Origin of the sequence: Paraburkholderia sp. HC6.4b, from assembly GCF_014200875.1 — a bacterium.
Taxonomy (GTDB): domain Bacteria; phylum Pseudomonadota; class Gammaproteobacteria; order Burkholderiales; family Burkholderiaceae; genus Paraburkholderia; species Paraburkholderia tuberum.
Genome location: NZ_JACHDC010000007.1, coordinates 1 through 22,727 on the forward strand (window position 1 = coordinate 1; position 22,727 = coordinate 22,727).

Consider the following 22,727-nt stretch of genomic DNA (forward strand, 5'->3'; position numbering starts at 1 on the left):
CGCTTGTTTGGCTCGGCCAAACGGCGCTCCTCTCTCCTTGCACTACGCGCGCAAAGGCACGTTCGCAAGCCCGTTATTAGCGTGAACAGGCCCTAACGCGTCAGCGTTTCCTGCGCGGCCCGGTCGAGGCGCGCACCACGAGCTCGGGCGGTGGCCCGAGCACCATCGACGGCTGCCGCTCCGGCGTCTGGATCAAACGGATCAGGCTCTTGATCGACAACTCCGCGACGGCCGCGGTTTGAATCGCGACCGTGGTCAGCGCCGGATGCACCTGATGCGCGAGCTGAATGTCGGTGATGCCGATCACCGACACGTCGTCGGGCACCGAGCGGCCGAGCGTGATCAACGCCTGGATCGCGCCGATCGCGAGCAGGTCGTTGGTCGCGAAGATCGCGCTCAGTTGCGGGCGGTTCGCCATCAGTTCCATGCAGGCGGCGAAGCCGGCGTCGATCGAGTCGCGAATCTGCAGCACGGCGGCCGCATCGGCTTCGATGCCGGCCATGCGCATCGCGGCGCGAAAGCCGTTCGAGCGCGCGTCCTGCAAACCGCCGCAGCCGTCGCCGATCAGCAAGCCGATCTCGCGATGGCCGAGTCCGAGCAGATGCCCCGCGGCCAGCTCGCCGGCACGCGCGAAGTCGACTGCGATGCACGGTAGCTCGGGCGGCGACTCGGGGTGCTCCCACATGGCGAGCAGAATCGGCGCGCTATGCGTCGCAGACGCGCACAGGTCGTTGATCGTGATGTCCGTGTTCATCACGAGCACGCCGTCGGCGAGCGTGCCGGCAATCTGGTTCAGATATGCGCGGCCGATTTCGGCATCGTCGTCGGTATTGCAGACCATCAGGAAGTGGCCGGTCTTGCGCGCCGCGCGCTCGGCGGCGAGCACGAACTCCGGGTAAAACGGGTTCGAGATGTTCGACAGCATGAGCGCGAGCGTCGACGAACGGCCTTCGGCGAGCGCGCGCGCATTCAGGTTCGGCCGGTAGCCGAGTTCGGCGATCGCCTGCAGCACGCGCTCAGCCGTTTCAGGGCGGACTTTCTCGCGATTGCGCAGCACGTTGGAGACCGTGGCGGCGGTAACCTGCGCGCGTTTCGCGACTTCGGACAACGTGACCATGTCGAGTTATCCCATATTTAGGGAGGTCAATTCAAATGTTGCAAACGGCCTGCGACATTGCTAACTTTCTCAAAAACGTAACGGAGACATCCACCATGACTTTACCCGTCGAACTCGAATTTAAGCGATTAAATGCCGCCGGCACAAGGCCAGGGTGTTTTATTTCGGCCAAAATTTAAGCGGTTAAATCAAGGCGGAGACAGCATGGCGACGATTCGTTTGAGCGATGTGCAAAAGGCCTACGGCGACCATCCGCCGGTGATCCGGCGCGTGAATCTCGAGATCGCGCAGCATGAATTCTGCGTGTTTCTCGGCCCGTCGGGCTGCGGCAAGTCGACCTTATTACGGATGATCGCCGGTCTCGAAGACCTCAGCGAAGGCGAGCTGCATATCGGCGGCCGCCTCGTCAACGACGTGCCGGCTGCCGAGCGCGGCGTCGCGATGGTGTTCCAAAGCTACGCGCTGTTTCCGCACATGACCGTGTTCGACAACATGGCGTTCGGATTGAAGCTCGCGAAGCAGCCGAAGGACGTGATCGAGCGCAAGGTGGGCGAAGCCGCGCGGATTCTGCAACTGGAAAGCTTGCTCGCACGACATCCGAAAGCGCTGTCAGGCGGCCAGCGGCAGCGCGTCGCGATCGGCCGCGCGATCGTGCGCGAGCCGGGCGTGTTTCTGTTCGACGAGCCGCTATCGAATCTCGATGCCGCGCTGCGCGGCCAGACGCGCGTCGAGATCGCGCGTCTGCATCAGCGCTTCGCGAATGCGAGCGTCGTGTACGTCACGCACGATCAGGTCGAAGCGATGACGCTTGCCGATCGCATCGTGCTGCTGCATGCGGGCGCGGATGCCGAGCGCTTCGGCAGCATCGCGCAGAGCGGTGCGCCACTCGAGCTGTATCACCACCCGAAGTCGCGCTTCGTCGCGGGCTTTATCGGCTCGCCGCGTATGAACTTCGTCGATGCGACCGTCGAGTCGATCGAACCGGGGCGTGTGACGGTGGCGCTCGTGGCCGGCGCGGAAAAGCTGGTCGCGCACGTCGACGGTAAACGGCTGCAACGCGGCCAGCGCGTCACGCTCGGCGTGCGCCCCGAGCATCTGCGGCTCGATGGCGACGAACAGTTCATTCAGTGCGCGACCGTGCTATCGGAACGGCTCGGCGAGCACAGCTATATCCACGCGGACCACGCGGGAGGCACGCTGATCGCGAAAGCGCCCGGCGATACGCCGCTCGGCGCGGGCGAGCGCATCCGCGTCCATGTTCCGCCCGCTGCCTGTCATCTGTTCGACGAACAGGGACTCGCGCTGCGGCGTAGCACGTTCGAGCCGGAACGCGCGGCCGCCTGAACGATCGTCGACGGCGGACCTGCTTGAACGGTTCGTCAGACTGAATTCCGCCATAGAGCGGGTTACATCGCCGGCCACGCTGCGTAGCCGGTCAACAAGGTAGACAAGGAGACATAGATGATTGCTCTTCGCCTTCGCCGTTTCGCACAGGTGTCGATCGCCGCCGCCGTGATGGCCGGCGCGCTCGGCAGCGCCGCGGTCGACGCGGCCACGCTGAACGTCAACGTATCGGCGCGCGGTAATCAGCGCTCGACCTGGCAGGATGCGTTCGACCAGTTCAAGAAAGCCAATCCCGACATCGACCTGAAAATCACCTACGTGACCGAGGAAGCCTACAAGGTGCAGATGGGCGGCTGGCTCGCCACCGATCCACCCGACGTCGTCTCGTGGCACGACGGCGAGCGGATGGCCTATTACGCGCAACGTGGTCTGCTCGAAGATCTGAGCTCGGACTGGGCGAAGAACGGCTGGTCGCAGCAGTATGCGTCGGTCAAGGACGCGTCGACGTACAAGGGCAAGCAGTATGCGGCACCGCTCGGCTATGACGCGTACGGCTTCTTCTATCGCAAGGATCTGTTCGAGAAGGCCGGCATCAGGAGCGCGCCGAAAACGTGGGACGAACTGCTCGAAGCCAACAGGAAGCTGAAGGCGATCGGCGTCGCGCCGATCGCGGTGGCTGCTCGCGACAGCTGGACGCTGGCCGCCTGGTTCGACTATCTCGATCTGCGCATCAACGGCAACGAGTTCCATCAGAAGCTGATGGCCGGCGAAATTCCGTACACCGATCCGCGCGTGAAGAAGGTCTACACGACGTGGAAGACACTGCTCGACAATCACGACTTTATCGACAATGCGCTGTCGTACGACGTCGATTCGATCGGCCCGATCCTCAACAACGGCAAAGCCGCGATGATGCTGATGGGCACGTTCTTCTCGGCGAGCTTCCCGCCGTCGATCAAGGACCAGATCGGCTTCTTCCGTTTCCCGGTGCTCGACGCGAACGTGCCGATGGCCGAGGACGGCCCCGTCAACGTGCTGCTGATTCCGGCGAAGGCGAAGAACAAGGCCGACGCGCGCAAGCTGCTCGCGTTCATGGAGACGCCGAAGATCAACGCCGAACTCGCGAAGGGCTGGGGACAGTTGCCGTCGAACAGCCAGGCGGCGCCGCCTGAGGACGCGATCTCGAAGGTCGGCTTCCAGACGCTCGCGAACACGAAGGGCGGTATCGCGCAGTTCTACGATCGCGATATGCAGAAGGAAATGGCCGACGAAGGCATGAAGGCCATGCAGCAGTTCTACAGCGATCCGTCGCAACTCGACAGCGTGCTCGCTCATCTCGAAGCGACGCGCAAGCGCATCTACCAGAAGTAAGTCCCGCCGCGCCGGCCGCCTGAGCGCGGCCGGCTTGCGGGTCCCCTTGCGGGTCCCAATTCCGCCTTCGATTTCCGACGAGGCCGTTCCATGTCTCATACCGCAGCGCGCCGCCTGCCCGCGGCGCGGCACCGTCGCGTCTCGACGACGCGCCGTCATCAGCATCGCGCCGCGTTTTTCTTTCTGCTGCCGGGCTGCGCATTATTCGCGCTGTGCGTGATCTATCCGATCATCAGCAGCATTTCGCTGAGCTTCTACCACTGGGACGGCATGACGCCGAAGACCTTCGCCGGTCTCGCCAATTACGTCGAGCTGTTTCAGTCCGATACGTTCTATACGGCGCTGAAGAACAACCTGATCTGGCTCGCGCTGTTTCTGCTCGCGCCGCCTCTCGGTCTGCTGTTCGCGCTGTATCTGAACCAGCAGGTGCGCGGCATGCGCGTCGTGAAGTCGCTGTTTTTCGCGCCGTTCGTGCTGTCGGGCGTCGTGGTCGGCCTCGTATTCAGCTGGTTCTACGATCCGACGTTCGGGCTGCTGCGGCTGATCGTCGGCCGTGGCATTCCGGTGCTCGGCGATCCGCATACGGTCACGCTCGGCATCATCTTCGCCGCGCTGTGGCCGCAGGCGCCGTTCTGCATGATTCTGTATCTGACCGGGCTCACCGGTATCAATCCCGAAGTGGTCGAGGCTGCGCGCATGGAAGGCGCGCAGGGGCTGCGACTGCTGTGGCACGTGATCCTGCCGCAATTGCGGCCCGCCACCTTCATGGCGGTGGTGCTGACCGTGATCGGCGCACTGCGCAGCTTCGATCTGATCGCGGTGATGAGTGGCGGCGGTCCGTTCGACAGTTCCACCGTGCTCGCCTATTTCATGTACGACCAGACCAAACATACACAACTTAAACTATGCTAAGGTGGGTTTTTCAGTTGCACCGGAACCCCGAAAATGACCACCGACACGGCAGCGCGCACGCGCACCACGAAGGCCGCAAAGAGCGCGCCGCAGGCCATCGCCAAGGCCACCAAAGCGACCAGGGCCACCGCCACGCCCACGCGAAAACCCGCCGCAAAAGCGGACACCGCCAAGGCCATGCCGCACACGATCCGCAGCCGCCTGGCATCAGGCAAGCGCACCATCGTGGGTGACGTGACCGGCCCACGCGTGTATTCGTACATCCGGTTTTCGAGTGAGAAGCAGGCGAGCGGCACGAGCATCGAACGCCAATCGGAATACGCCGCCGAATGGGCAGCGGCCAAGGGGCTCACGCTCGACACCACGCTCACGATGTATGACCTCGGGCTGTCCGCTTGGAAAGGTGAGCACCTTGAGAAAGGCGCACTTGGTGGCTTCATCAAGGCCATAGAGAAGGGCCGTATTGCACCGGGTTCGGTGCTCATCGTTGAATCGCTCGACCGTCTTTCGCGGGACAAGGTGAACAAGGCGCAGGAACTGTTTCTGCGCATCATCAATGCGGGTGTCTGTATCGTCACGGCAAGCGATAACAAGGAATACAGCGCCGAATCTATCGGTGGTAGCAATGGCGGCATTGAACTCATCATCAGCCTGACAATCATGATCCGGGCTAATGAGGAATCGAGTACGAAAAGTGACCGCGTGCAACGGGCACTGCGCACACGTTGCCAGCAGTGGATAGCGGGCAAGTGGCGCGGCAACATCCGGGCGGGCCGTGATCCTTCATGGGTCACGTGGACCGGCAGCGGCTTCGAACTCAAGGAGGCAAGCGTGCAGGCATTGCGCGCGATGATCCAGCTATACGGGCAGGGTTATGGGCCGCGCCGCATCACTGAAATGCTCGATGACCAGGGCATCACATTGCCGTGGGGCCTCTCGCAGCAAACCCGCTTTTACGAAATCATGCGCAACCGCACGCTACTCGGTGAGCGCGCGCTCGAGGTAATGGGTGAAACGTTCGTGCTGCCCGGTTACTACCCAGCCGTGCTCACGGTCGAGCAGTTCGACCACCTGCAGTTAATGCTCTCGGGACGTAGCAGGCGCGGCGGCGGTGTGAAGGGCGAGATTCCGCCGCTATTCACGGGCATGCGCATGTGCATGTGCGGGCATTGCAAGTGGGCGATGGCGGGGCAGAACATGGCCGACAAGCGGTTCGATGATGGCAGCTATCCTGACTTTGCACGGCGCATCAACTGCAGCGGCTCAAGCAAACCGGACGGGTGCCGCACGTCACTGAGTACGAGCGTGGTGCCTATCGAGCACGCGATCATGGCCTATTGTTCCGATCAGGGAAATCTTGATGCGATGCGCGCATCGGGCGCGGGTAAATCCACGATCTCGGCGCGCATCGCGAAGGCGCGCACCGAGCGCACGAAGCTCGAAGCGCAGGCGGGCAATCTCACCGCCGCGCTCGCGGGCGGCAAAAGCTCACGCTTTGTGATGGCCGAACTTGAGAAGCTGGAAAAGAGGCTTGACGCCCTCAACGGCGAAATCATGGCGATGCAGCGCGAATACACGGCCCTGAGCCAGTCCGATGCGGCGGCCAATGCTGACGCATGGCTCGCGCTCATCGGGAGCGCCACGGCGCTTGATTACGATGCCCGCATGCAGGTGCGCGGACTCGTGGCCGATACCTTCGAGAGCGTCATCATTTTCATCGACGGATTTGGGCACGGCGCACCGGGTTATGTCGATATCGAACTCAAGTCACGACAGGGGGTGTTGCGGTGGCTTCGTGTGGATCGAAGCACGGGGGAATGGGTACAGGGGCACGATATCGACATGCTCGCCTTACCCGTAGAAGCATGAACCATCAGGCCGCGCGAGCGGCCTTTTTCTTGTGCCATGGCTGCAGCGGTGGCGTACTGCCATAGTCGTGCAATACGCCGATCTCTTTCAGGTGCAGCCAGTACGAATCGAGCGCGCGCATCCACGCGTCGCGTGAGACTGCCTCACCACTCTCGATCACCTTGCCCGCCGAATCAACGATGGCAAGCGTGAGCGGCCTGCCATCATGCCCCACGGCGTAGACACCTTCCCACACCTTCGAGAACAGCACTGCCGCCGTGACCGTGGGCGGCGGCGGAAATTTGGGAATCCTGCGGGGTTCGTTCACCATCACTCTCCTTTCGTTTCGCGGCCGGCGCGCGGGTCATCCTCATCCGCGCGCTCGCCGCTCTCCCTGATACCTGCCGCGTGATCGCTGCAACCTACGACAAGTCCCTCAAACGGCTCGGTGATGCCATACGCCGCCAGTGCATCAAAGCAGGTTTCACACAGCCCGCTGATGCGCGCCTCAAGCCATCCGGCTTCGCTGTACACGTTCGCATCGGTGAAGGGTTCACCGCAGCGGCGGCAGCGTGACCGGGCCATGGTGCTATCCGTTCCACGTGCATGGGTCAACCATGCGGGCATCCCCAAAGCAGCACGGGCCGCACAGGCAGGTATCGAGCACCACCGCGCCATCACGCAGGCCGGTGACGGTGGGGCCCTCGCCGCACGCTTCGCATGACTGCGCATAATCCGGCTCATACCGGTCGACCGTGGCGGTATCGAGCCCGTCACCCACATCAGGCGGGCGCAGCTTCGCGCGTCTCTTCCGGCTGCGTGATGACATGGCCTGGACTCCCATCGGTGAGTAACGGTGCGGGCAGGGCGATGGCATTGGTGATGGCATCGGTGATGACCTGCATGATGGCAATGGTTGCCAGACTGATTGAACCGGCGGCCTGGCAAGCGGGCATGACTGACGGATCGAAAGCCAGGAACGGGACCTCATCCGGCGCGTGGCGCGCTGCTTCGGCCTGGTCACGTTCGGCCCGCTCACGAAGTTGCGCCTTCATGTGGTCAATCACGCTGTCATCTAGATCACGCTTATGGGCAAGCTCGCGCAGCAGGGTCCACCACATGAACGCCGCGTGATTATCGTGAATGTACTGCAGGTGGGTGAGCAGCCGTTCGTGCCCTTCGAGAAAGGCCACGAACGTGGGTGAGCATCCGGCATCACGCGCGAACATTGGCAGTATCGCCGCGCGTTTGCCCTCGAAGCATTCGCGATACTCTTCATCGGGGATCAGCCAGCCGACCGGGCAGCGCCTGCCATCGGGCGCGCGATAGCTGCACAGGTGGCAGATACCGGATATCCCTGATATCCCTTTGGCGGTCATTGTTATCGCGCGCTCGCCCTGGTCGAGCAGGTGCCAGGCTGCGATATCGAACACATCCTGTTCGGTCAGTCCTTCGAGCATTTGTGTCGTGAGTTTCACGGTTTCCCTCGTTTCCAAAGATGTTGGACTACTGAAAACTACTCTTCATCGCTGTCGGTATCGGCGGCATTGGTCATATCGAGCGATACCGGTACTTCATGTTTGAGCAGGCCGAAGAGTTTTGCCGCCTCATCGGTGCTCGGCTGAACCTGCGCGCGAGCGATGCACGTACAGGTGCCGCCTTCGAGCGGCCTGACCGTCAGTTTTCCGAACACGGCATCGGGAAAGACCAGATCGCCTTTACCCCTGCCGTTACCCGAATGCAGGCGCATGCCCACGCCGGAATGCTCGCCCGCCCAACGCAGGATTCCCAGTTGCGGATATCGCACGTGTGTGAGGTGGTCGGCATCGGGGTCCAGCATGTCCGGGTCATCGCTGACCTCATAGAGCGTTGCGCGCAGACCTGCCGCGAGCGCATCGAGCGCGCCGTTAGGCACGTCGAACGACAGGCGGATATCCACGCACGAAACTTCGTCGTCACCGTGCATCTCGCTACGAAGATTGAGATGCGCGATTTTCATGGGGTGGTGCGTCAGTTCAAGCATCATCGTTCTCCCTGGAGACGGCGATATTCGCAGCACGCCGGAAACGGTTCATTTGTCGGTGCAGCAGTTCGAGCAGCATCATGGCGCCGCTCTCGTCGAGACCGGCCATCAAGTTGGTGTAGTCAAGCACCACGCCAATGCCCGCATAGAACGCCAGGCGAAGCGTGACCAGTTCATGTGCGCACGCATCGGGATCGACCGCGGACTCGCGATAACACTGCCAGTGCTCCTCGAGCGTCTTAACCCTGCTCATCATCGAACTCCCCCATGCGTGCGCTGTACATCTGCTCAAGCTCAATGCGCTGCTTGGCATCGGCCACACGGGCGATGAGCGCAGAGGCGACGTCGAGCGCGGCAGTATCGGTTGCATCATTGAGCGCCGATGCCACGAACGCATAGGACAGCGGCGCATCATCGCGCCTGCCTGCTGCCTTCGGTGCCGCCTTCGGGTCTGCCTTGGGCTCGGCTTTCGCATCGCCCGCGCCACCGGTTTTCGCCGCAGGCTTCGGCGTGGGTTTTGATGCGGGCTTCGGCGCGGCCTTCGCGCCGCCGGTTTTTTTCTTCATGCGGGACTTCACTGCGGCAGTCCCGGTGCCTTCGGTCTGCGACTCATCACTCTCACCGGTGCCCACTGCGTCGCCCATATCGAACCACTCACCCGGCTCGCTCATGCCATCGCGCAGGCTCACGTAAATGCGCTTGAGCGTGACCACCTGCGCGGCCTGAATTGCATTGAGGCGACGTTGAATCAGATGCTCGATGTGTTCTTTCGTGACGCCCCACGGCTCGAAGGCCGCCACCATCTTTGCCATTGCTTCGGTGCTCGTATCGGCTTCGGCATTCACGGTGGTGTCGGCCTGCAGCATGCCGCGCTCCACCACGTCAACTGGTATGCACGCCTGAATACAGGCGCGCACGCGGCGCATCGCCATGTTCGCGCACAGTTCGTAAATCTCGCGCTCATCGGAAAGCACATAACCGCCTCCCTTGCGCTCGCTACGGTCGCGCCAGTGCGGCACGATAAAACCAATTTCCTCACCGGTGCCCGTTTCCAGATCGATGCAGCGGCACTCAATCTGTGAGAAGGGCACACCGCTCACATCAGCGCCGCGCGAGACAATGCGCCAGCCGTAATCGAGATTGCCCCATTCGACCGCGATGGCCTGCATACCCTTGATGCTTGGCCCGCGAATATCGTTGCCGCCTTTCGCGTACTGGTACTGGCTCTTTTCAGCGAGCGTCACGCTCGTGAAGGCCATGAGGATACGATCGGTGGCGACCACGCGATCACGCGGATAGCGATGGGCCGCCTCGCGCTTTATCAGTTCGCGTGATAGCTCGCGTGAAAACTCGTGACGGCCACCGGTTGATTCTGCGAGCGCCTTGCCACTGGCAAAAGGTGAATCGACAACTTCATTCATTGTGGCTCTCCCTTTTTGGTGTAACGGAAGTCAACGTATGTGACCGGCTCAACTTCATAGCCCTTGCGCTCGATGACCTTTCGGCGATAGCCGCCGCCGTTGGGCAGCAGACCCACTGACGAGGAGCCCATCAGGTGCATCAGACGCGCACGCGCGGCGTCGGCACCCGCCTGCATCAGCTTGGCCTGTTCTTCGAAATCGAGCCGCGCGTAGTGCATCGCTTCGGCTTCGGCGGGCAGGTGAATCGTGGTGCCGTCCGTGCCGGGATACATCCGCCTGAGCAGCGCGATAGCGGTGGGGTGTGCGTAATCGAGCGGCGGCGCTTCGTTGTGCTCGACGTGCCGCCAGAACTCGGCCTCACCTTCAATGAGTATCTGGCTCATTTCTTCATCGCGCTCGATGTGATAGACGACCAGCCGGTTGCCACCCACGCAGGCCGCCAGATGCCAGCGGTCATAGCCGCTCACGGTCAGATAGTGATGCACCTGAAGCAGGTAGTCGGGGGGCACCTGGTCGGAGTGTTCTTCGCCCCATTCACCGAAGCGGAAGGCGAGCGAATCGACGTTTTTGCATTCGAGCCCTTCACGCCTGCCATCGATGGTGCGGTCGAAGCTCGCCAGCATGAAGCGGTGGCGGCGGTGCTGCGCGATGCGGTTGTGCCTGCGTAGCTTCACGCCGTAGCGGCGCGCGTACATCACGGCTATCGGCTCCTCGAGCAGCTTGCCGAACTCCATGCGCTCGACGGCATCGAGCGCGGTAATCTGCGTATTGAGCGCGCCAGTCTTTTCCTGAAAAAGCTGCAATGGCGTTTTGTGCATGCTCTGCCCGAGCGCCGCCGCTGCATCACTGCCGCCGATACCCTTGCGGCGGTTTTCAAGCCATTCGTCACGTGCAGACATCATTGCCACCGTGAAGGTCATACCAGACAGCAACCTGGGCTTCTTCGTGCGACAGTCCCTTATCGATCATGTGCGGTCGAAGCAGTGCGAGCATTTGCGCGTCATCGTCGCAGCGCTCGGAAACGGCTTTCCTGTTTTTTTCCATGCGCTCGTGTCTGCGCTCCAGGTCCAGATAGCTGACCGCCGTCAGACGCACGATCGTCCCGTCGCCTACTTCGAATGTTGAGTGCCGCATGAAATCCCGCACTTCCTCGGCGCTATTGAAGAGGTCTTGCTGGTGCCTGTCGATGCGTCTGTCAGAAGTTCTCTTGATAAATTCGCTGACGATCTGGTTCGCCGCAAGTCCGTTTGCATAGGTATGCAAAACGTCGTCGTCACGAAGATAGCTTTCGACCCGGAGAGAAAGCGATGCGGGATCATGATGCTGATCGTCTGCGATAAGCGAATCGAGAAATGGCGTGCAACGATGGGATAGTTCAACAAGCGCCATCCTTACCGGGTCTTTTGGCGAACGGCTCATGACAATTTCTCCTGTAGCGCCTGCAAGATATTGATCCAGACCGTAATGTCTGAGTGGAGGTCGGTTGCGAAATGCTCCCGTTTCTGGCTATACATGAGCGCAAGTTCATCGGCCAGCGGCCCCTCGTAACAGGTGACGCGGGTATTAATCTCCTTCATCGTCTGCGCGTGACTGCGAAGCGCGTTAGCCTCCCTTTCGCGACGATCCCGCGCCGCGGCTTCCGCTTCGCTTAAGTTCATCCGTTCTTCGTTCACAAGGTCTGCAAGGTCGGAATCGGATTCGCGCAATACCTCATAGCGCGCATCGTTCGCTTGTCCAACCTGACTGCGGCGCTGAGCTTCTGCGTAGGCCTCATCGAGACCGAGCGAGCCGCCAATCACCTGATCGACCATATCGGGGCAGAACTTCACGACCGTGCGAGCCAGTGAGATGCGTTCCTGCCGCACTTCTTTGGTTTCCAAAGAAGTGCCTTTCTTGCCTTGTTGCTTGTTCGGAAACCGGACGGCAATCAGCATCGCCTTTTGCCCTTTCGTCAGATCGCGCCGTTCAAGGTTCGCATCGGCAATGAACGCATCGGTATCCTGACCGTCGAGCATGATGGTGTGCGGTGTCACACCCGCGCGTTTGCATGCTGCGATCCGGTTGCGTCCATCAATCAGGCATAATTGCGGCGGAAAGCCTTCGGCGGTTGCAGCCATGCCGAGCACCACCGGCATGCGCAGACCGTTCGCCTTGATGCTTGCCGCCATCGCATCGAGATCGTCGTCGCTGCGCATCGGGAACCTTGCCGCCCACGGATGCACCGGTAACGTGGATACGTCAACCTTGTCCGCTTCGGTGTTCATTGCTCGCTTCATGGCTGATCCTGTTGATCGGAACACCGCGCACGCCATACATGCGCGAGATCGGCACGCGTGGATCGGAATAGGCATAGCGCTGCCGCCACCATGCGCGGCGCAGCGCCCGCGGGATCGTGCGCAGCGCTGCCCGGTACGTCAGCGGCGCGCGGTGATCGAATGCGAATTTGTTCACGATTTTTACTCGACGCCTCAATGTGGATCGAAAGATATAAAGTGACATCTTCGAAAGCAAGTGAAGAATATTTTCTTCACCCCAAATAATTAACCATTGAAAAAGGGCCGGTTTTATTCCGGCATCTATGGTCCGCATTTCTGCGTTCGTTTTCCGACGATCCTGATTCGTCGTGCTGACAGACGAATTACATGGAACGGATGGCGAAAACTGGTCACCTTGATTCATGGGGTAGAGCACGCTTTTCGATTTTGTCAAAAAAATATTTTGCGGAATCGTGGAATAAATCTTCAATTGTGAAAAATTAGGCGTTAGCCGTGCATTGCACAGATTCCGGCTGTTGACGACAAGTGCTGTGCGACCTATTTTCCGAATCGCGGACCCCAATGATTCAACTATTCGGAGAAGGGAAAATGCGTGTCGAAAAAGACGATCTGCTATTCCCCGGCATGCCTGCGCTCGTGATTGCAATCGAAGCGGCGGGCAGTCAGACGGCGCTCGCCCGTCGCATCGGAGTATCGACAGTCAATGTATGGAACTGGCTGAACCGCGATCATCTCGTGCCCCTCGACCGTGTCCCGTTCATCGTGGCAGCTGCGCAGCATGACAAAGTCACACCGCGTTCGCTGCGCCCCGACTACGGTCTCGGCTGGTCGCTGCTCGCGCGCCAGCTTGGCACGTGCATGTCGCCGCTTATTTCCCCTGATGACGAACTGGACGCGCTGAACCACTGAAGCAGGGGAGTGCCGACATGCAATCTCGCAACGATGCTCGCATGCTTCCCGAAGCGATCGAAAGCAGACCCACAGGGGGCACGCCATGAGCTGGCTGAAGATCGACGCGGCCACCCCAGACAAGCGCGAAGTCTGGGCCATTGCCGCTGCGCTGTCGCTCGACCGGGACGCCGTGGTAGGCAAACTCGTGCGCGTGTGGCTATGGTTCGAGCAGTACTCGCACAACGGTAACGCTCCAAGCGTTACCACAGCGTTAGTCGATGCGTTAGTGAATGTGAGCGGATTTGCCGACGCGATGATTACCGTTCACTGGCTGTCGATTGAGAACGGCGGACTGTCGATGCCGCATTTTGACTGGCATACTGGCGCAAGCGCCAACCGGCGGGCCTGTACGGCAACACGCGTGTCACGGCATAAAAGCACGAACGGTCAAAGTAACGCAGAAGGTAACGCAGAGAGTAACGCTGCTGCTAACGCAGAAGGTAACGCATCAGTAACGCACGATGATGAAAAGTGCGTATATGTAGTAAACCTAAAACCTTCTATATCTCTTAAGCCTAAGAATAAAAACATACGCACTTCGCGTTTCAACGCGCATGCATGGCTGGTGTCGCTGGGGGTCGATCCGCAGATTGCCGACGACTGGCTCACGCTGCGCAGTGGCAAGCGTCTGAAGCCAACCGAAACCGCCTTTGCGGGCGTACTGCGCGAGGCGCAGAAGGCCGGGCTGCCGCTCAGTGACGCGCTGCGAACCTGCTGCACGCGCGGCTGGGGGAGCTTTCAGGCCGCATGGCTCGAAGACCGCGCGCACGGCGCGCAGGGGCCACCGTTCGCGCTTACCCCGCTGCAGCAGCGCGAAGCGGAACACCGCCGCGTCGCGCAGGGGCTGACCCGCATGAGCGGGTCAGCGGATGACGTCATCGAAGGGGCAGTGTCCGAGGTGCATCGTGGAGCCCAAAGCGGCAATCCCTGAGGCCTGGGTCGTCAGCCTGTTCGCACGCATGCAGGCGATTTTCGGCGCGCGCTTTTCTGCGCTGTGGGCCGATGCGGACCTGGACCTCGTCAAACGCGTGTGGGGCGAAGCGCTTGCGCAGGTGCAGCCCGACGACATGCGCCGCGCCGTGATGCTGCTGCCTCGCGAGAAGCGGCCGCCTGATCTGCCACGCTTTCTCGAACTCTGCGAACCCGTGCCGGTCGCGCAGCGCGCGAGCTTCGGGCCTGCCCGACTGCCGCTCTTCGAGCGGGCCGACGCGGCAACGGTCGATACCTGCATGACGCGCATGCGCGATGGGCTCGCACCGCTCGCGGGGGTGAGTCCTTCGCCGCAGTGGGCGTTCGACATGCTGCTACGTGGCACGGCGCACAACGGCCGGCCGCTTGGTGCCGAAGCGCGACGCATCGCGACCGATGCGGTGGTGTCGGCGGCGGGTCGCGCCTGTGTCGCCGACGCACCCACCGCAGTGCGTGCGCGGTATCGCGCTGTCTTCGAAGCGGCGTATCGCGCGCGCGGTGGTGTGCCGCCGTCGCGCGTGCCAGGGGAGGACGACGAGGAACCGCAGGAGGCGACACTGTGACCGCTATCGCCTTCACGATCCTCGGCCAACCCGCCAGCAAGGCCAACAGCCGCGAAATCGTCATGCGCCGCAAGCGCGACGATACCGGCGCGCTCAGGTCGCGGCCCATGTCGATCAAATCCGACAAGGCGCGCGCCTACGAGCGCTATGCACTGCCCCAGATTCCGGCCAATTGCCGTGTGCAGCTCACTGGCCCGGTACGCGTCACGCTGCGGATTTTCTATGCGAGCGAACGCCCGGACCTGGACGAATCGGTCGTGCTCGATGTGCTGCAAAGCCGCTATGCGAAGGTGAAAAGGCACGGCGCGAAGGTCCGTGAACTGGTTCATGCCGGCGTGTATGTGAACGACCGGCAGGTGCGCGAGAAACACGTTTATCACGGTATCGACCGCACCAACCCGCGCACCGAGGTGATTGTCGAACCGCTGGCCGCGCAGCAATGCGCACTCGGGTTCGGCGCGTTGCAGGAGGTTGAACATGAACCCGCGACAACGAGAGGTAAGGATGATCCGCTCCGACCAGATACGCGCCCGCGCACTGCATGACGCGGCACGTCTGCGTGACGCGCTTGCGCTGATCGCCGACCTTGCGGAAGGCACGCATAGTGCAATGACGCTACCGGACATTGCGAGGATCGCGCGTGCCGCGCTGGTCGGTCCCGAACCGCCCGACCCGCGTCAGCAATCCGGCGCGGCGACGCACTGAGGGGGGAAAACATGAACAGATTCCCGGTAGCCGAATGCGCGCCGCTTGTGAGCGTCACGCTGGCTGACCAGGTGCGCGCAGAAGCGATCCGCCGCGGCGGCGAGTGGAAAGGGCGCGCTGACAGGTGTGCGGCGCTCGCGGTGAGATGGTTTGGACACAGGCCGTGCAAGGGAGAGGACCTGCGTACCGTGTTTGATGAAATTTTTCGAACGGACGGGACATAACCATGCACCGTTGTCCGTGGCCCGGTTGCGAACAGATCGTCCCGCGCAATACGTGGGGATGCCGGAGACACTGGTACGCGCTGTCGAACGATCTGAGGGCGTGGATCGGCCGCGCCTACCGTCAGGGAATCGAGCGCGGCGACCATCCTTCGCGCTCGTACCGGGACGCGCACCGCGCCGCCCTCGAATGGATTCGGGAGCAGACCAGGGAGGCGCGCTCAGCCGCGTATCAAACCTTGCCAGCGGACACTAAATCCTTCCCGCTTCAGGTGCAATCCTCGCCCGGCGACGATCGATCCTTGCCGCCGCGGTTGCGATCCTCGCCCGCTAACGGGGCATCTTCGCCGCTTCGGGAGAAATCGACGGATGGCCGCCGTTTGCCTCTGGACAGGCCTGCGCGGTCGCCTTAAGGTGGGTATGCAGTCGTTTGTAATCACCCACTTATTAAATAGGATTCCAGATGAAATCGACGAAGACCACCACGACCCGCGCAGCAACGAAAACACCTGCAAAACAGGCCTTGACGAAAGCGCTGGTAAAAAAAACGATGGCTGAGAGCGTGGTTCAGCCGAAGGCAAAAGCGACGGTGGCGCCGAAGCCCGCCGTCAAGACACCGACAGCGAAGGTCGCGCCGACGGCCCCCGCCAAGGCTCCCGCGAAGGTCGCATCGACGCCGCCCGCGTCGAGCCAGTCCAGCAGCGCAACGGCGCTTCCTCAAACAGCCGGCGCGGCGCTCGCTGCGCGAATCGCCGAGGCGCGCGTGACTGAAGTCAGGCTGGCGAAATCGATCAGCGTGGCGCCGCGCCGCATCCGCGAGATTATTGAAGGCAAGCGCCGGTTGACGGCTGATACGGCCGTTCGCCTTGCTGTGTTCTTCGGCGACGATCCGATGACCTGGATGGGCTACCAGCTTGCGTACGAGATCGCGCAGGAGACTCAGGAGCTCTCCGGCGTACTCGCGTCGATCGTTCCCCTGGCGCGCGTCGCGCAGACCCCTGTCGTCGCTTCCAGGGGAGCGTGAGATGGCGAGGAAAAAGCCGGCCGGAATCGTTGCGAAGCTGGTCCCTGAGAGTCGTCGCCTGAGGTTTCTCCCGAAAATGCTGGGCAAATTTTTATGGCCGGTTGCAGAGAATTTGGTGTATTCCTGCGCGGCCAAGCTCTCGCCGGAGTATGCGCACGGGGCGTGGAATTTTTACGAACTGTCGAACGGCAGTTTCTATCTTGCACCCCGCGCGCCGGAACGGATGACACTGAGGATAGAGGGCAATCAGTTCGATAGCACCATGAGCGCGGACGCAGCCGGAATCACCATCAGCCTGTTCGTCCTGAACCGGCTGATATGGACGATTCATGAACAGGGCGGTAACTACGATCCGCAGGTCGAGCAGTACTACGCGCTGAGGGAGTACGCGAAACAGCACGCCGAGGGCGGGCTGATTTTGCGGGCTATCGACTAGCGATCTGGCGCACCAGTCCAGGCGCGCCGAGCGCAGGCCTGAGCGTTTCTGACGCTAGCACGCTGGTGGGTCGGATTGAAATTTCTTGACAACCGGCAAAAACAGTCGAATATACGCAAAGATTAGTAGTCGCCGAACTGCACCCGGAACCCGCCTCGAGCGGGTTTTTTCGTGTACGCGCCTGGTTTCCCCACACGGCTTGCCCATGAAAGACACCTATTGCGGCACAGCAGCGGCGCTGCGTGACGCGCTTTCGCACGCGGTTCTGCGTGGAGGCGCGTCCTCTCTCAAGGCGCTACACCAGTCGGCGCCAGGCGATGACGTACTGACCGGCACCGATGCCACCGCGCAGGCCGCTCGTATCCGCTATCGGCTGGACCGCTTGACGGTCCTGCAACGCGCGCTGCTCGTGGTCAGCTATGCACCCCGAAACCTGACCTGCGCGTGTCATCGTCCCTGCTGCGCGGGGCATTACCCCAATCCCGAATGGTCGGGCGCGCTCGCGCTGGTCGTCGCAGACACTGCGCCGCTGTTTACCGGACACGTCCCGAATATCCGTTTGCGTTCCGCGCTTGTCGCCAACATCCTCACACATACCAGCGAAACACAGGTCAGCCTCGCGCAGCGCTGCGGCGTGCACCGGCAGACCGTTGCCGAACATACCGCGATCCTCAGTGCTGCGCTGAGTGGCACCCGGCAGAAAAGCGGTGAGTTCGACGCAGCGTTCGGACGCGTTGACGCGCTCCTGCGCGAAGCTGGGATTGTGCGCGACGAATCCGCATCAGACGTCACGAATGAAGAAACAGCCGCCGTGGCCTGCCGACAGCGTGGAGCGCTGGCCGCTTGAGCGGCTGCAGCTTGCGACGCACAACGCGCGTAGTCATCCACCGGAGCAGGTGGAGAGCCTTGCAGGCTCGCTGCGTGAATTTGGCTGGACGATTCCCGTACTCGTAGACGAAGCCGGGGAGGTCATCGCCGGACACGGGCGTCTGCTCGCCGCGCGCCAGATCGGTCTCGCCGATGCTCCCGTGATCGTGGCGCGGGGATGGAGCGGGGCACAGAAGCGCGCCTACCGGATTGCGGACAACAAGCTCGCGCTTAATGCCTCATGGGATACGGAACTGCTCGCGCAGGAGCTTCAGGCACTCACCGCTGAGGGCTTCGAGCCCGATCTGCTTGGTTTCTCTGACGCTGATCTGGCGCGGCTGACTGACGATACAGACAGGCTCCGGCTCGATCACGCCGCGCAGATTGCCGAAGTTGCAGACCCTACGGAATTTGGTTTCGCAAGCGCGAACGCCAATACGCACGAGCGGGCTCCAGTCAGTACAGCTGCCGACGCTGTCGCCAGCCAGAATGGTTTTTCTGCTGTGAGCGATGCAGATGCTTCTCTCGCAGTCTTTTCCTGCATGGTCCGGGTTGCTGACCGTCAGACCCTGTTCGATGCCATTGCTCACGCGCGAACGCGCGGCGCGGCCGACAGCGGCGCCGCGCTCCTGCTGATCGCCCGCGAATGGCTTGATGCAAGCCAAAGTATCCAATGAATCGATCCGCTCACATCGGCGCGCCCTCGCACGCGTTCACGGCCTATGACTGGCAGCATGGCTGTCTGGGCGACGCATTGCAGGCGTGGACGGACGACCTTACCGTCACCGAGCCGAAGGCGACTCACTTCGGCTACGTGTATGAGGGCGCAGCGCGCCTGCAGCACAACGGCCATGCGTGGATGTTGCACGCCGGCCAATACTTCTGCGTCCCCGGCCGCTTCACGCTGTCCGCACGCAGTAGCCGCGGAGTCATCATGCGTCGTATCGGCTGGCGCGGCCTGTTCATGATCGGTGGCCCCGTCGAGCACAAGGGCCGGTTGCGCTATATCGACCAGTGCAGTGATACCACGCTTGTGCAGCCTGTTCGCCGCGGCGATCCCTGTCTGAACCTGCTGTACTTCCCCGCAGGCGTTTTTCAGACCGCACACACGCATCCATCGGACCGGCTTGGACTCGTTCTCTCAGGGCGCGGGACGTGCGTTGCACGTAATGCGGGCGCTGATGCCCGCATCGCGCTCGAAGCGGGAATGGTCTTCTGCATCCATGCGAACGGCCGGCATCACTTCGCCACCGACCGGGGCGACGAAATGCGCGTGCTCGCCTATCACCCGGATTCCGATTGCGGCCCGACTGACGATGATCACCCGATGATTAACCGCACTATCGTGGATGGCGTGTCGGCCCGCAATCTTGCTGCGATCCGCACGACCGGCGATGCGACACTGGAACGCTCATGAGCGGCAAGGCGCGTCTGACGCTGGACCGGCACTATGTGGACGATACTGTTCACGATGCGGCGCTGGAACGTATCCGGCATCTGTACAGCCGGTTCGACCGGATCGTCGTCTCGTTCTCCGGCGGGAAGGATTCGACCGTCGTGTTGCATCTCGCGCTCTCGGTCGCGAGCGAAACCGGACGCCTGCCGCTCGAGGTTCACTTCTATGACGAGGAGTGCATTTCGCCCGACACGGACGACTATGTAGGGCGCGTGCGCGCCCAGCCTCATATCGCGCTCACCTGGTATTGCGTGCCGGTCAAACACCGCAACGCCTGCTCGCGGCAGCAGCCGTACTGGTACTGCTGGAATCCCGATGAGCGCGACCTGTGGGTGCGCCCGATGCCGGCGTGCGCTGAGGCGACGATGCCGGGTTTTGCCAGGGGAATGATGATCCCCGATTGTAGCCATCTGCCATTCGCGGGCCAGTCGCAGACAGTCGCGATGCTGCGCGGCATCCGTACTCAGGAATCGTTGCGCCGGTTACGGATGACAATGCGGACGCGCGTCGATAACTACATTCATCAGAGCCCCAACGCGCGCAACGTCTGGTTGTGCGATCCGATATACGACTGGCGGTTCGAGGATGTTTGGGTCGCGCCGTCGTGCTTCGGATGGGACTACAACCACACCTATGACCGCTTTGAAGCGATGGGACTGGCGCATGCCCAGCAGCGCGTCTGCCCGCCGTTTGGCGAAGAACCGCTCAACCTGCTGCATACCTGGGCGATCTGCTACCCCGACCTGTGGCACCGGATGACGGCGCGCGTACCGGGTGCCGCAACAGCCGCGCGCTATGCGCTGACCGAGCTTTACGGTACGCACCTGCGCGAGCCGCCACAAGGTCTGACGTGGCGGCAATGGACCTGGCGGATTATCGATCTCTACGATGAGCCCTGGCGCTCGCGCGTCGCGCTGTCCCTGAAGCGCGCGATAGAAGTACATCAGCGCAAAACCAGGCGGCCGATTGACGACACCCGAGCCGATCCGATGAGCGGCGTATCCTGGCGGGCGCTGGCACAGATCGCGCTGAAAGGTGACTTCAAGAACCGCAAGGCTGGTGGGCTGGTCACGCTTGCCGGAGCGGAGCAGAAGCGACGGGGGGTGACGCTCGAAGAACTGCTTGCAATGGAAATCGACAACGATGGCACCCGCTATTGAGTCAGCTTCTCCGCTGCCGGATGAGGTGCGCGGCGCTATTGAACACGCTGCCGTCTCTCGCGTGAAATGGGTACATCGCGATTGCGTGCGGGCGAACGACTACAACCCGAACCGCGTCGCTCCGCTGGAGCTTGAACTGCTGGTTCTCTCGATCCTCGAGGATGGCTTCACGCAGCCGCTTGTCGTGCTGAAAGACAGTAGCGGTTACGTCCTGGTCGACGGTTATCACCGCTGGCTCGTCGCCGATGAGCCGCGCCTCGTCGCGCGCTATGGCGGATTCGTGCCCATCGCGGAGATTGAAGCCGATCCGGTGCATCGCATGATGTCCACGATCAGGCACAACCGCGCCCGTGGCACGCACGCTGTGCTGCCGATGGCCGGGATTGTCCGCACGATCATCGAGGCAGGCGTACCGGTACCTGAGATCGAGCGCGGCCTTGGCATGGAACCGGAGGAAGTAGACAGACTTGCAGACCGTTCCGGCATGCCTGAACGCGTTGGCAAGCGCCTCGCAAAAGCGGAGTTCGGCCGCGCGTGGATTCCGTCCTGACGCTGCGTGTATCGATGCTTGAACTGTCGATCAGCTCGAACATTGAGGCCGTGTCGCGCAAGCTCTCAGCGCTGGCTTATCGGCAATTGCCCTTTGCCGAAGCACGCACTGTGACCGAACTGGCGAAGCTCGCCGCCGACGCCGAAAAGAACGCACTACCGCAAGTTTTCGACAACCCGACGCCCTTTACCGTCAACTCCGTTGCAGTTCAGGCTGCCCGAAAGGGAAGTCCCGTTGCGCGCGTCTATATCCGTGACCGCGCCGCGCAGTATCTTGCCCCTTATGAATTCGGCGGCGTGCAGTATCTTGGCGCGAAGCCGGCGAACCTCGTTCCGGCCGGCGTATCGGCGAACCAGTATGGCAACCTGCCACGCAACGCCATCCGCAAGTACATGGGGCGATCTGACGTGTTCATGGGGCCGATCAAAACGAAGCACGGCACGATCTACGGTGTATGGCAGCGCCCGTTTCTGCGCGAGCGTGCGACCGATATTTCAGGGAACGTCCGGCAGCGTAAAAAGCTGCGGGGAAGGCATACGCTGGGAGCAGACGTCAACACGACAGGCAGGCTTCGTTTGCTGATCGCGTTCCGGCCGCCGGTCGAGACGAAGAAGCGGCTCGAATTCGGCGAACGCGCCGAGGCGGTCGTCGAGGCGAACTTCGACCGGGTTTTCGGGCGGGAACTTGCGCGGGCTGTCGCGAGCGCGCAAGGGTAGTGTTGAGTGTTACTGCGCAGGCACACTACCCGTAGATGGTATTCAGTTCACGCATGAGGACGGCCTTTGCCGCTTCGATGAACCCTTGTGGAAAGGGGATATAGACGAGCCCCTGGATATTTGACGGGATGTTCACCCCTTCCTCGTGCAGCACCACCACCCGCGCGAGCCCATACTTTCCTTGGAAATATCCAATTTCGTGCATAACGTTTTCTCTAGCACGTAATTGGCCACTTTCGTCCTTGTCGTCCCCGGTCATGACAATAACGGCTGAATCGCACTGATTTGCTGCTTCCTCCAATTTTCCGAGAACGGTCAACCCCTTATTGGGTTCTTGAGCAAGTTCGAGCGTCGCAAGCTTAAGGTCGCGCTCGATAAACGACTGCACCTCGTACCAATCTTTTGCCCGCCCGTGGCTAATAAACACCCTGCGAGGAGCCGCCGTGGCCGGTGCTGCGAGTTCGCTGTTGGACCGAATTTCGATTACTTGGTCCACGTTCCTCGAAAGCCGTTCAAGCTGTCTACGGTAATACCAGTTTGGGCGCGATTGGCCGTCGGAGCCCGACGTCATGGCGCATTCCGGCGCCTCCTTCACGTCTGGAAAATCACCGTACAGATCCGGTAGCGCTTCGCGTAACTCTTCAACCGCGTTTGCTACCCCGACGAAGTACGCTTCGACATCGTCTGGCGAAAAAATTCTGATGGGCACCTTATGTGAGCCGCTGTCCGTGAGCGTTCTGTCGATTGCCTTCTTCAGACCGGCAAGTTTCGCCATTGTGGTTGCTACCGATGCCATA

The 22,727-nt window shown here is 61.7% G+C and carries 28 protein-coding genes and 1 pseudogene; 17 read left to right on the top strand and 12 right to left on the bottom strand.

Features of this window, described 5'->3' with window-relative positions; translation table 11 throughout:
• Positions 1–100: 100 nt before the first annotated feature.
• A complete protein-coding gene (locus HDG34_RS12180; RefSeq protein ID WP_090809209.1) occupies positions 101–1,117 on the bottom strand; it encodes a LacI family DNA-binding transcriptional regulator in 1,017 nt (338 codons plus the stop codon).
• Between the two features lie 204 nt (positions 1,118–1,321).
• Here HDG34_RS12180 and HDG34_RS12185 point away from each other — a divergent pair, with 204 nt between their 5' ends.
• From HDG34_RS12185 to HDG34_RS12200, 4 genes and pseudogenes are all read left to right on the top strand, one after another.
• The gene (locus HDG34_RS12185; protein ID WP_184060327.1) at positions 1,322–2,461 is read left to right on the top strand and encodes an ABC transporter ATP-binding protein; all 1,140 of its coding nucleotides are present in this window, start codon (positions 1,322–1,324) and stop codon (positions 2,459–2,461) included.
• 171 nt (positions 2,462–2,632) lie between these two features.
• Positions 2,633–3,832, top strand: coding sequence for an ABC transporter substrate-binding protein (locus tag HDG34_RS12190; RefSeq protein WP_260321158.1), 1,200 nt, complete (start codon positions 2,633–2,635; stop codon positions 3,830–3,832).
• 90 nt (positions 3,833–3,922) lie between these two features.
• Positions 3,923–4,714, top strand: a pseudogene (locus tag HDG34_RS12195) (carbohydrate ABC transporter permease); the annotation flags it as partial.
• Positions 4,715–4,777: 63 nt separating this feature from the next.
• Positions 4,778–6,613, top strand: a complete 1,836-nt coding sequence (locus HDG34_RS12200; RefSeq protein ID WP_184060331.1) for a recombinase family protein — start codon at positions 4,778–4,780, stop codon at positions 6,611–6,613.
• Between the two features lie 4 nt (positions 6,614–6,617).
• On the opposite strand, the gene HDG34_RS12205 is transcribed toward HDG34_RS12200, so the two are convergent.
• The 10 genes from HDG34_RS12205 to HDG34_RS12250 form a co-directional block, all read right to left on the bottom strand.
• Positions 6,618–6,920 carry a hypothetical protein gene (locus HDG34_RS12205; RefSeq protein ID WP_184146044.1) on the bottom strand — a complete coding sequence of 101 codons (303 nt, stop codon included), beginning with the start codon at positions 6,918–6,920 and terminating at the stop codon, positions 6,618–6,620.
• A gap of 2 nt (positions 6,921–6,922) precedes the next feature.
• Positions 6,923–7,177 (bottom strand): hypothetical protein, encoded by a 255-nt coding sequence (locus HDG34_RS12210; protein ID WP_184060335.1) that lies wholly within the window; start codon positions 7,175–7,177, stop codon positions 6,923–6,925.
• A gap of 197 nt (positions 7,178–7,374) precedes the next feature.
• Entirely contained in the window at positions 7,375–8,070 is a 696-nt protein-coding gene (locus HDG34_RS12215) for a hypothetical protein (protein WP_184060336.1), read from the bottom strand.
• A gap of 38 nt (positions 8,071–8,108) precedes the next feature.
• Positions 8,109–8,615: a hypothetical protein gene (locus tag HDG34_RS12220; RefSeq protein WP_184060338.1), complete on the bottom strand. Its 507-nt coding sequence runs from the start codon at positions 8,613–8,615 to the stop codon at positions 8,109–8,111.
• Entirely contained in the window at positions 8,608–8,868 is a 261-nt protein-coding gene (locus tag HDG34_RS12225; protein ID WP_184146047.1) for a hypothetical protein, read from the bottom strand. Before HDG34_RS12225 ends, HDG34_RS12220 begins: the two co-directional genes overlap by 8 nt.
• Positions 8,855–10,036: a hypothetical protein gene (locus HDG34_RS12230; RefSeq protein ID WP_184060342.1), complete on the bottom strand. Its 1,182-nt coding sequence runs from the start codon at positions 10,034–10,036 to the stop codon at positions 8,855–8,857. Before HDG34_RS12230 ends, HDG34_RS12225 begins: the two co-directional genes overlap by 14 nt.
• Positions 10,033–10,956 (bottom strand): YqaJ viral recombinase family protein, encoded by a 924-nt coding sequence (locus HDG34_RS12235; RefSeq protein ID WP_260321137.1) that lies wholly within the window; start codon positions 10,954–10,956, stop codon positions 10,033–10,035. The genes HDG34_RS12230 and HDG34_RS12235 overlap by 4 nt, the downstream gene beginning before the upstream one ends.
• The gene (locus tag HDG34_RS12240; protein WP_184060344.1) at positions 10,922–11,455 is read right to left on the bottom strand and encodes a hypothetical protein; all 534 of its coding nucleotides are present in this window, start codon (positions 11,453–11,455) and stop codon (positions 10,922–10,924) included. The genes HDG34_RS12235 and HDG34_RS12240 overlap by 35 nt, the downstream gene beginning before the upstream one ends.
• A complete protein-coding gene (locus tag HDG34_RS12245; RefSeq protein ID WP_184060346.1) occupies positions 11,452–12,300 on the bottom strand; it encodes a ParB/RepB/Spo0J family partition protein in 849 nt (282 codons plus the stop codon). The genes HDG34_RS12240 and HDG34_RS12245 overlap by 4 nt, the downstream gene beginning before the upstream one ends.
• Positions 12,275–12,625 (bottom strand): hypothetical protein, encoded by a 351-nt coding sequence (locus HDG34_RS12250; protein ID WP_184060348.1) that lies wholly within the window; start codon positions 12,623–12,625, stop codon positions 12,275–12,277. Before HDG34_RS12250 ends, HDG34_RS12245 begins: the two co-directional genes overlap by 26 nt.
• Positions 12,626–12,900: 275 nt before the next feature.
• Between HDG34_RS12250 and HDG34_RS12255 the strand changes: the two genes are divergently transcribed.
• The 13 genes from HDG34_RS12255 to HDG34_RS12315 all read left to right on the top strand — a co-directional run bounded on the left by HDG34_RS12255 (position 12,901) and on the right by HDG34_RS12315 (position 21,930).
• Positions 12,901–13,221, top strand: coding sequence for a YdaS family helix-turn-helix protein (locus HDG34_RS12255; RefSeq protein ID WP_184060350.1), 321 nt, complete (start codon positions 12,901–12,903; stop codon positions 13,219–13,221).
• Between the two features lie 85 nt (positions 13,222–13,306).
• Complete coding sequence (locus tag HDG34_RS12260) at positions 13,307–14,194, top strand: hypothetical protein (RefSeq protein ID WP_184060353.1); 888 nt, start codon at positions 13,307–13,309, stop codon at positions 14,192–14,194.
• The gene (locus HDG34_RS12265; protein WP_184060355.1) at positions 14,169–14,795 is read left to right on the top strand and encodes a hypothetical protein; all 627 of its coding nucleotides are present in this window, start codon (positions 14,169–14,171) and stop codon (positions 14,793–14,795) included. The genes HDG34_RS12260 and HDG34_RS12265 overlap by 26 nt, the downstream gene beginning before the upstream one ends.
• A gap of 62 nt (positions 14,796–14,857) precedes the next feature.
• The gene (locus tag HDG34_RS12270; RefSeq protein WP_260321138.1) at positions 14,858–15,340 is read left to right on the top strand and encodes a RusA family crossover junction endodeoxyribonuclease; all 483 of its coding nucleotides are present in this window, start codon (positions 14,858–14,860) and stop codon (positions 15,338–15,340) included.
• The gene (locus tag HDG34_RS12275; RefSeq protein WP_184060356.1) at positions 15,300–15,500 is read left to right on the top strand and encodes a hypothetical protein; all 201 of its coding nucleotides are present in this window, start codon (positions 15,300–15,302) and stop codon (positions 15,498–15,500) included. The genes HDG34_RS12270 and HDG34_RS12275 overlap by 41 nt, the downstream gene beginning before the upstream one ends.
• Before the next feature lie 684 nt (positions 15,501–16,184).
• Complete coding sequence (locus HDG34_RS39065; RefSeq protein ID WP_260321139.1) at positions 16,185–16,745, top strand: HigA family addiction module antitoxin; 561 nt, start codon at positions 16,185–16,187, stop codon at positions 16,743–16,745.
• Between the two features lies 1 nt (position 16,746).
• The gene (locus tag HDG34_RS12285; RefSeq protein WP_184060359.1) at positions 16,747–17,181 is read left to right on the top strand and encodes an antirestriction protein; all 435 of its coding nucleotides are present in this window, start codon (positions 16,747–16,749) and stop codon (positions 17,179–17,181) included.
• A 205-nt stretch (positions 17,182–17,386) separates the two neighbouring features.
• Positions 17,387–18,028 (top strand): hypothetical protein, encoded by a 642-nt coding sequence (locus tag HDG34_RS12290; RefSeq protein WP_184060361.1) that lies wholly within the window; start codon positions 17,387–17,389, stop codon positions 18,026–18,028.
• Positions 17,976–18,725, top strand: a complete 750-nt coding sequence (locus HDG34_RS12295) for a ParB/Srx family N-terminal domain-containing protein (RefSeq protein ID WP_184060363.1) — start codon at positions 17,976–17,978, stop codon at positions 18,723–18,725. Before HDG34_RS12290 ends, HDG34_RS12295 begins: the two co-directional genes overlap by 53 nt.
• A gap of 77 nt (positions 18,726–18,802) precedes the next feature.
• Complete coding sequence (locus HDG34_RS12300) at positions 18,803–19,465, top strand: cupin domain-containing protein (RefSeq protein ID WP_221309118.1); 663 nt, start codon at positions 18,803–18,805, stop codon at positions 19,463–19,465.
• Entirely contained in the window at positions 19,462–20,664 is a 1,203-nt protein-coding gene (locus HDG34_RS12305; RefSeq protein ID WP_184060367.1) for a phosphoadenosine phosphosulfate reductase family protein, read from the top strand. Before HDG34_RS12300 ends, HDG34_RS12305 begins: the two co-directional genes overlap by 4 nt.
• Positions 20,648–21,214, top strand: coding sequence for a ParB/RepB/Spo0J family partition protein (locus HDG34_RS12310; protein ID WP_184060369.1), 567 nt, complete (start codon positions 20,648–20,650; stop codon positions 21,212–21,214). The genes HDG34_RS12305 and HDG34_RS12310 overlap by 17 nt, the downstream gene beginning before the upstream one ends.
• Positions 21,199–21,930, top strand: coding sequence for a hypothetical protein (locus HDG34_RS12315; RefSeq protein ID WP_184060371.1), 732 nt, complete (start codon positions 21,199–21,201; stop codon positions 21,928–21,930). The genes HDG34_RS12310 and HDG34_RS12315 overlap by 16 nt, the downstream gene beginning before the upstream one ends.
• Positions 21,931–21,955: 25 nt before the next feature.
• Here the strand turns inward: HDG34_RS12315 and HDG34_RS12320 are convergent, their stop codons facing one another.
• Positions 21,956–22,726, bottom strand: coding sequence for a TIR domain-containing protein (locus HDG34_RS12320; RefSeq protein ID WP_184060373.1), 771 nt, complete (start codon positions 22,724–22,726; stop codon positions 21,956–21,958).
• Position 22,727: the final 1 nt, after the last annotated feature.